The sequence below is a fragment of the Paenibacillus sp. OT2-17 genome, from assembly GCF_009827695.1.
Lineage (GTDB): Bacteria > Bacillota > Bacilli > Paenibacillales > Paenibacillaceae > Paenibacillus > Paenibacillus polymyxa_B.
Window position 1 is genome coordinate 1 of sequence record NZ_WUDQ01000202.1, and the last position, 6012, is coordinate 6012.

5 protein-coding genes are annotated in these 6012 nt (G+C 45.0%); all 5 read right to left on the minus strand.

Annotated elements, in window-relative coordinates; all coding sequences use genetic code 11:
* Positions 1-1244: 1244 nt before the first annotated feature.
* Entirely contained in the window at positions 1245-2222 is a 978-nt protein-coding gene (glpX, locus tag GRP75_RS17280; RefSeq protein ID WP_013310165.1) for a class II fructose-bisphosphatase, read from the minus strand.
* A gap of 148 nt (positions 2223-2370) precedes the next feature.
* Complete coding sequence (locus tag GRP75_RS17285) at positions 2371-3174, minus strand: pyruvate, water dikinase regulatory protein (protein WP_025723337.1); 804 nt, start codon at positions 3172-3174, stop codon at positions 2371-2373.
* Between the two features lie 13 nt (positions 3175-3187).
* On the minus strand, positions 3188-3802 hold the full coding sequence (locus GRP75_RS17290) for a helix-turn-helix transcriptional regulator (RefSeq protein WP_223822107.1): 615 nt from the start codon (positions 3800-3802) through the stop codon (positions 3188-3190).
* A 236-nt stretch (positions 3803-4038) separates the two neighbouring features.
* On the minus strand, positions 4039-5250 hold the full coding sequence (locus GRP75_RS17295) for an ABC transporter permease (RefSeq protein ID WP_023988441.1): 1212 nt from the start codon (positions 5248-5250) through the stop codon (positions 4039-4041).
* The gene (locus GRP75_RS17300) at positions 5247-5966 is read right to left on the minus strand and encodes an ABC transporter ATP-binding protein (protein ID WP_061832084.1); all 720 of its coding nucleotides are present in this window, start codon (positions 5964-5966) and stop codon (positions 5247-5249) included. The genes GRP75_RS17295 and GRP75_RS17300 overlap by 4 nt, the downstream gene beginning before the upstream one ends.
* Positions 5967-6012 lie beyond the last annotated feature (46 nt).

The following is a 6012-nucleotide window of genomic DNA, read 5'->3' on the forward strand; positions in this document are numbered from 1 at the left end:
ATTAGGCACGCCGCCAGCGTTCGTCCTGAGCCAGGATCAAACTCTCCATTAAAGACCAACCGAAGTTGGTTTATAGAAAGAGCGATAAGCTCATTTTGAAACTGACGAGATAAAAATATCTCTTGTTCGCTTCCATTTTATACAGCCTGACGGCATGTACCAAAATTTCAGCGTTGGATTTTGTAAACAAAATCCGTACTCACTCGTTGTTCAGTTTTCAAAGATCAAATTTTCATACGGCTTTTTGAGCCAGAACAATAATATAACATTTCCATCTAATTTAATCAACCTGTAAATAATTCCAGGTGGGTTATCCAAACCTTACTATTTAACAATCATTTTCGGGCTGGAATAACAATATATCAATTTAAACCAATTAAGTCTACCTGTAAAAATTTCCAGGTTGTTCAGACTTATAAAGATTCTTTATCTTATTTTATCGGCTGGACTAGTACTTTAACACGTATACCAAATTAATTCTACTTGCAATTAATTCCTTCTGATAAACAGCTATAGATAATACACCAAAGTGATTCATACTCCCCATGGGTGGAAGTATTACTTAAATCTGTTTTATTCTAATTTTACATAAGGATTTGCTTTGTCAATTAGTTCTTGGCTGATTTCGAAGGTTGATCCTTCTTGTATTTCATTTGATTTTGATGCTAGTAATACTATTTTTATTCTTTTTGGATGCATTTTTCTCAGAGGAAGTTGATAATTATGAAAAATTTATTATGAATTTAATCCTTACATTTTTCACTGGCCTCTTCGCTATTTATTTACTTACTCGAAAAGTAGAAATAGATGGTTTAAGAGTTTGCTTTATAAGCACAGGAGTAGTAGCACTAGGTTATCTGACTGTGTGTTTAATAAAAAAAGCACGTAAATGAAAACCACATTTCTAATACGGACCAAAAAACGGCAAAAATAATTATGCTTACGTCACTCAATGAAAGTGAGGTTATACTCGATGCGTATTCCATGGAGTTGATAATTTCATCTGTTCCATGACAGTTAGATTGACCCCGTAATATGAAAAACAGCGGTATCCTTGGATGAGTCCTAGATACCGTTGTTTTTTTGAACTATCGTTCCTTGTTTGTTAAACGATAAACTTAATCTCCGTATTGTGTTTACAGCATACGAAACTTCTGCTTTGAATTCACCTCTGGACGATGCAAGGTGAAGAAGAACCTTTCGCCTACTGTGGGAACAGATTTAGGAAGCCATGACTTCAATGTTCAAGAGGATGCCGCTACCGCAAGCGTACCGGAAGAATCCGCTGTATGATGAATACTCCGCACGAAGCGAATCGTTTTTGTTTCTGAGTGCATTACGACTGAATGAGTTTCCGCTCTGTGACCAGGAAGAGAACGAACCCCCTGCAACCACTCCCCAGGTGTCACACCTGTAGCCACAAACATCACGCCTTGGCGTCCGACCATATCATCCATGGAGAGCAACGCACCGGGATCAGTAATGCCCATACGCTTGCAACGCTCAATCTCTTCTTCACCATGAGGCAGCAGGCGACCCTGGATTTCTCCGCCCATGCATTTCAGCGCTGCAGCGGCCAATACACCCTCAGGAGCGCCACCAGAACCGATATGCAAATCTACACCGCTATCCAGGCATGTTTCAATCGCGCCCATCACATCCCCATGGCCAAGCAGTTTGATTCGAACGCCGCTTTCCCGCAGAAGCTTGATGATCCCGGCATGCCGTGTACGATCAAGAATGGACACAGTAAGATCAGACAAGGATTTACCGAGTACTCGTGCAGCTTTTGACAATGTAGTTGGAATTGGGTCCTCAAGTGACAGCTTTCCAGCCAATGCCGGGCCAACGGCCATTTTTTGCATGTACATATCCGGAGCGTGGAGTAGACTACCACGAGGTGCAGCAGCAATGACCGACAGAGCGTTATTCAAACCATTTGCTACCGTTTCGGTTCCCTCTAGTGGATCGACAGCGATGTCCATAGCCGGTCCTCTGCGATTGCCTACTCTTTCCCCGATATACAGCATGGGAGCCTCATCCATTTCGCCTTCGCCAATGACGACCGTGCCGTCCATGGATACCGCATTAAAATGAGTGCGGATGGCTACCGTAGCCGCCTCGTCTGCGCTATTCTTATCTCCACGCCCTGTCCATTGTGCTGATTGCAGTGCCGCTGCCTCTGTTACCCGAACGAATTCCAATGCCATTTGACTCTCCATACCTATCCCTCCACCTCTCCTAAAAATTAATTGTTACCCTTAAGCAATTGAACTATTTAGGGCAACTTTGCTGCAATCTTTCTATTTATCTATTAAACTCCTGTATCCTACGATTTTAATTTTTAGTTATATGAGCAGCTACTAGGCTCTATAACATTCTGATAATTAAACCTGCCGTCTCTTCAATCGCCTTATCTGTAACATCAATAACCGGACAATTCAGCTCTTTAAACAAAGACTGTGCATACGCTATTTCCTCTTCTACCCTCATCGCTGTAGCATACTGCACATTATTAGGAAGCCCCATAACCTTTAGTCGCTCACTGCGTATTTTCAACAGTAACTCTGGCTCGATCGTTAATCCGAACACTCGACCACGCTGAACATCCTTCAACTGAACAGGCGGTGTCAGCTCCGGTACAATCGGTATGTTGACCGTTTTATAACCTTTATGCGCGAGAAACATGGATAAAGGGGTTTTGGAAATACGGGATACTCCAAGCAATACAATATCCGCTTTGAGAATGGCGCTCACATCTTTACCATCATCATATTGAACCGCAAAATCCAAGGCCTCTACACGGCGAAAATAGTTATCGTCCAGTCGGTGCAGCAGACCAGGCTTCTCTTTGGGATCGTTATGGAACGTATCGGCAAACGCCTGCATCATCGGTCCCATAATGTCGACAGCCCGCACATTCAGCCGGACAGCCTCCTCTTTCATCGCTTCTCTCAATTCTGGCTGTACCAGCGTATAAGCTACGAAGCCTTTACGCTCGGCAACTTCCTCCATCACCCGGCTCAGTTCGTCTTCATCCCTCACGTTCATAAATCTTTTGATCTCTGTGTCCGGTAACTCAAATTGGCGCATGGTCGCCTGTACGACAGCTTCTGCCGTCTCGCCAATCGAGTCTGAACAGATCGCTATAAAATGACTGCTCACCTGAACCATTCGATTCCTCCCATTAATCCTCTGCTACCATATCGAGCAACATTTTAATAATATTCGTTTTTGTAATGCGTCCCACAACTTTCCAGTGCTCCCCTGGCTTGTCGGAGTCGGAAGGGACGACAACAGGCAGGCTGTCGATTTGACGGGCAATAATTTTGCGCGCTGCCTCTAATACCGTATCCTCTGGGGAAACGGTGACAACATTCGCCTGTCGGGTCATCACAAGGCTGACAGGAATGGTTGCTGCATTGGGATTCCCTAACGTTACCTTAAGCAAATCCTTGCGGGAAGCTACCCCTGCCAAATCTCCGTCTTCATCGGTGACGATCAAATTGCTCACATTTTCCAAAAAGAGAGCTACGACAGCTTCCTGAATCGTTGTTGTTTCTCGTACGATGACTGGAACCCCATGAAGATCGCCGACCTTCATTTGCAACAGCCGGAATTTTTCCTCCCGGTTCGGCGTGCCCCGCTTTCCAACAAAATATCCGACCTTGGGCTTTGCATCTATGTAATTCAGAATGCCCAATTTGGATAGGTCGGTCCGAATGGTCGCCTTGCTGAGATTAAGCATTTCCGCAATCTGATCCCCGGTAATCGGGGCATGCTTTTGTACGATGTTTAAAATTTCTACTTGTCTTGCCGTAAGGTCGATGATGAACGTCCCTCCTTTTTTCTTGCGATCTAATAATGAATATAATACGTCATATATAACAATAAATCAACCTTAAAAAGCATATAAAACATCACATATATAAAATTAAGGCGGTTATTCATGTCTTTTTATCATTTAAAACACTTATTTAACACAAAAAAACGGGTATTTTGCCCTGCTCTTTCGAGTAAGGCGAAGTACCCGCTCCCTTATTCGTATCTTAAAGCATCAATTGGACGCAGCTTCGACGCCTTTCGCGCCGGATATACTCCGAACAACACTCCAACCCCCATACAGCAAAGAAAAGAGTAAAGCACGGGCTCTATCGAATACACAATCGGCATTTGAACGAATTTCTCGAGCAGCTTTGCACCTCCGAGACCCACCATTACGCCAACCAGTCCACCCATCAGACTGAGAAAAACAGCCTCAGCCACAAACTGCAGCATAATATCACTGCGTTGCGCACCAATCGCTTTACGAATCCCGATCTCCCTCGTACGTTCCGTGACGGACACCAGCATAATATTCATAATGCCGACACCTCCAACGCCAAGCGCAATTGCAGCTACACCGGCCAGCAGCATATTCATAATCCGATCAACCCCGGACACTGTTTTTAAGATTTCCGTCTGGGTCATGATCTGAAAGTCATCGCCCTCTGATGGCTTTAGCTCATGTCTGGCACGTAGCACCTGCCGAATTTCAGCACTTGCCTGATTAATCTTCTCCTCTGTTGTTGCAGAGGCGTTCACCTGCTGAATACTCATATTGCCTAGCCGTTCCATCCCCGTTGTAATCGGTACATATACCTGCTGACCACTGTTACTCATATTGGAATTGGAATTTGCCAGCACACCAACCACCTTAAAAGGAAGCTGTTTAATCATGATCGTCTCACCGACCGCTCTTGAGGCATCCGGACCAAAAATATTACGGGCCGCATCACTCCCAAGCACGGCCACATTCATTTGTTTATCCACTTCATAGTGGGTAAACGACCTGCCTTGAGCTAGTGACAGCTTTCTCACATGAACGAATGCCAGCGAAGTCCCCTCAATTTGCGCGCTGACCTTATTGCGACTCCACGTAATATCTGCATTGGTCATGGCACTTGGCGCTACCTCTGCTACTGCTTTTTGCTCCTCTAGCGCATCGATATCTTCCAGAGATATTCCTTTCGTCTGACTGAACGACATGGAGCTGGAACCATCATATGGAGCATAAGGATAGATCATCAACAGATTATTTCCCATACTGTTGATCTGAGATGTAATCGTAGCCGTTGATCCTTTACCGATGGCTACAATCATAATCACAGCAGCCACTCCGATAATAATGCCCACCATGGTCAGCAAAGATCGCAGCATATTGGTTCGCAAACTGTTGAGCGATACACGGATAATTTCCTTAAACTTCATGCCTTCACTTCCTCTGCCGCCATTCTTCGTTTCCCAACAGGCTGATCCTCTTCAATCCGCCCATCCCGAAAATGAATCAGACGCTTGGCATATTCCGCAACCTCCTGATCATGAGTAACCAATACAACCGTTTTCCCCTGATCATTCAGACGCTGAAAAATCCCCATTATTTCAACACTTGTTTTGGAGTCCAATGCGCCTGTCGGTTCATCCGCCAAGAGAATGACCGGATTGTTCACAAGTGCGCGCGCAATAGACACCCGCTGCTGCTGACCGCCTGACAATTCGTTCGGCCTATTGTTCATCCGATCGCCTAGACCTACGCTAGTGAGGGCCTCCATTGCCCGCAAACGACGCTCCTTGGCAGAAATACCCGCATAGATCATAGGCAGTTCCACATTCTCCAAAGCCGTTGCTCGCGGGAGCAAATGGAATTTTTGAAATACAAATCCGATTTTCTGATTACGTATAATAGCCAGTTCATCCTCGCGGGCATCTAATATCGAATAGCCATCCAAATAAAATTGTCCCGATGTAGGTAAATCCAGACAGCCGATGACATTCATCATCGTGGACTTGCCTGATCCAGACGGTCCCATGATCGCGACAAAATCACCGTCAGCAATATCAAGTTGTACCTCACGCAGGGCATGAATTTCCTGATCTCCGACCTGATACACTTTTTTCAAATCCTCAATCTGAATGACGTATCTCATACCCGTTTAAAAACCTCCCTGCATGCCGCCCATAGCAGAAGGGTCC